This window comes from Acidomonas methanolica, assembly GCF_004346035.1.
GTDB classification, from domain to species: Bacteria; Pseudomonadota; Alphaproteobacteria; order Acetobacterales; family Acetobacteraceae; genus Acidomonas; species Acidomonas methanolica.
The window spans coordinates 1-2,555 of record NZ_SLZN01000082.1 but is presented as its reverse complement, the minus strand read 5'-3'; the positions used below and the strand labels follow the sequence as shown (position 1 = coordinate 2,555).

The following is a 2,555-nucleotide window of genomic DNA, read 5'->3' as shown; positions in this document are numbered from 1 at the left end:
CGATGTCGTCGTGGCGCTTCCGTGGTGAACCTGGCCCATAGCGCTTCCTTCCACTCGCGTGAAAATAATGCACCATCAAACCCCGGGACTAAACAGATAACGAAGAGCTGAGCACCGTCCTGGAGACCGAGGGTCATTAACCGCGTCCTATACGGTGATTTCCCTCATTTCATTTTTTTTCACCGGACGTTTCAATGGATCTGGACGCCATGCAAGGCGTTTCAATTCGACGATATTTCGAGGAAACACATGCAACCCGAAGCAACGCACTCAAATGTCTGGCTCATTACCGGAGCATCCAAGGGCCTGGGCCTCGCGGTGGTGAAACACGCACTCGCGCAGGGTTTTCGGGTCGCGGCGACTTCGCGGGACGCCGCGCGCCTCCGGACCGAAGTCGGCGCGGCTGACGACGTGTTCCTGCCGCTGGAGGTGACACTGACCGACGAGACCAGTATCGCCGCGGCCGTGCGCCAGACGAAAGAGCATTTCGGAACCATCGATGTTCTGGTCAATAATGCCGGCTATGCCGTTCTGGGGGCGATGGAAGAAATTTCCGATGCCGACATCAGGGCGAATTTCGACATCAACGTCTTCGGCGTCATGAACATGATGCGCGCGGTCCTGCCGGTCATGCGCGAGCAGAGGCGTGGTCATATCATCAATATCGCGTCGATCTCGGGTTCGCTCGGCATGGCGTCCACGGCGATCTACAGCGCCACGAAAGCCGCCGTAATCCTGCTCTCCGAATCCGTCGCCGCAGAGGTCTCCGATTTTGGCATCTCGGTGACGGCGCTCTGTCCGGGGGGATTCAGGACTGATTTTCTGGACAAGACGTCAGCACGGCACCCGGAGCATCCGATCGGCGCCTATCAGGGCGTGCATGCCGCGATGGAGCATCTTGCCCGGTTGAATGGCAATCAGGGCGGCGATCCCGAAAAGGCCGCCGAGGTCATGATCGAGATCAGCCGGATGAAAAATCCGCCGACACGGCTTTATATCGGCAGCGACGCGCTGCACGGCATCGACCACAAGCTCCGCGAGGTCGCGCAGAGCGTCGCGACCTATCGCGCGCTCAGCGAGAGCACGAATTTTATGGCGTGACCACGAAACATGTTCACGGATGCACAATCCGCGTGATCTGAGGGTTGAAATATGTCCGGCATCCATCGCCTTCCTGGCCAGTGAGCCGGACGATCGCTCCGGCGACCGTCTCGGCGGAAATCACACCATACTGTGATAGTTTGCCGACCATCAACGGCGCCAGTCCCGCCGCCAACCGCTGACCGAACCTTTCGAGTGGCCGGGCTCTCGCCCGGTCCCCCAGCAGCATGCCGGGGCGTATCAGATCGACGCGCGTGAAACCGAGCGCGATGATATCACGCTCGGTCGCGCCCTTGGTGCGCAGGTAAAAGCCTGGGCCACCCGCTCCGACAGACGATACGAGAATGAACTGACACGCTCCCAGCGCGCGGGCACCCTGGGCGAGAGCCAGAACGTAGTCGTGGTCGACGCGGTACATGGCCGCCTGCGATCCGGCTGCACGAATCGTCGTGCCAAGGCAGGAAATCGCCACGTCAACCCCGTTCGGCATAACCGGGCGCAAAGTTGCTTCCGGAGCGGAATAGAGATTTTCGAAATCGATTGGCTGACCAGCTCCGGATGATCCTGGACGTACCAGCCGGGTAAGAGCGATATCGGAACGGCCGGTGAGTCCGGCATCAACGAGATGCCCGACGAGTCCGGTGGAGCCAGCAAGCAGAACCTGTGTTGTCATCGGCCAGACCCCAGATGGACGGAAGTGAGAAACCGATGCGCCCATCGATCGGATTTACCCGATCCTTCCCCATTTGCATAGCAATCGCGTCGCTTCGGGCGGCCCGGAGTGATGCGCTCTGAGTTTTCCGGAGGCTCCTGTCTGCGGTCCGTATGATACGACCCCTCGTCTCTCACGCCACAAGACCACCATGTTGGAAACGAAAGCGCGTACAGACAGAAGATAAAAAGTGGCGGAATATAAAATACTTTCCAAGTTGAACGAAAATTTGCATAGCACATGGGCAGAAAATTCACTGTGTGCAAAAATCCCTTTCCAAAGATAATGTATAAGTATTTGCTGCCTTGATGCGTTGCGCCGCGCAGTTGGTTCGTGCACCGTTCGCGGAGGATGAAAGGAGCGTTTCATGATCCGTTTTTCTCCGCGCATTATCGCGATACTGCTTGCCACCACCGGGCTTTCGACGTTTTTCCTGACGGCGCAAGCCGAAGACGGGACGCCGTTCGTCAATGAGGCGTGGCCGCGCCTGCCGTCGCCGCCATTGCGTCGGCGGATCTTGCAGGCGTCATTAATTACTGCATCGAAATTAACCTCATCACACACGGCAACGGCGATGCCGTCCAGACAGCCCTTAATGCGAAGACGCATGCCGTGCCGCCGGATTATACCAACTCCTGTTTGTTAACACCCATGTGCCCAGTCTCGCAAACCGAGGGACATGATGCGCCAGGGCTGGTCTACGAGCTTATTCCAGGCGTGGCAGCAGATATCGACGATGTCG

Annotated in this window: 3 protein-coding genes; 2 read left to right on the top strand and 1 reads right to left on the bottom strand. The window is 58.4% G+C overall.

The window, feature by feature from the left end; genetic code table 11:
• Nucleotides 1-249 precede the first annotated feature (249 nt).
• On the top strand, nucleotides 250-1,101 hold the full coding sequence (locus EDC31_RS17450; protein WP_042060400.1) for an SDR family oxidoreductase: 852 nt from the start codon (nucleotides 250-252) through the stop codon (nucleotides 1,099-1,101).
• Nucleotides 1,102-1,114: 13 nt separating this feature from the next.
• On the opposite strand, the gene EDC31_RS17445 is transcribed toward EDC31_RS17450, so the two are convergent.
• Nucleotides 1,115-1,819, bottom strand: a complete 705-nt coding sequence (locus tag EDC31_RS17445) for a Rossmann-fold NAD(P)-binding domain-containing protein (protein ID WP_239641714.1) — start codon at nucleotides 1,817-1,819, stop codon at nucleotides 1,115-1,117.
• A 361-nt stretch (nucleotides 1,820-2,180) separates the two neighbouring features.
• Here EDC31_RS17445 and EDC31_RS17440 point away from each other — a divergent pair, with 361 nt between their 5' ends.
• Nucleotides 2,181-2,459 carry a hypothetical protein gene (locus tag EDC31_RS17440; protein WP_132127226.1) on the top strand — a complete coding sequence of 93 codons (279 nt, stop codon included), beginning with the start codon at nucleotides 2,181-2,183 and terminating at the stop codon, nucleotides 2,457-2,459.
• Nucleotides 2,460-2,555: the final 96 nt, after the last annotated feature.

Bases quoted from the DNA above. Each gene is read 5' to 3' on its own strand.
- EDC31_RS17450 (WP_042060400.1), top strand. From the start codon at position 250: ATGCAACCCGAAGCAACGCACTCAAATGTCTGGCTCATTACCGGAGCA.
- EDC31_RS17445 (WP_239641714.1), bottom strand. From the start codon at position 1,819: ATGGGCGCATCGGTTTCTCACTTCCGTCCATCTGGGGTCTGGCCGATG.
- EDC31_RS17440 (WP_132127226.1), top strand. From the start codon at position 2,181: ATGATCCGTTTTTCTCCGCGCATTATCGCGATACTGCTTGCCACCACC.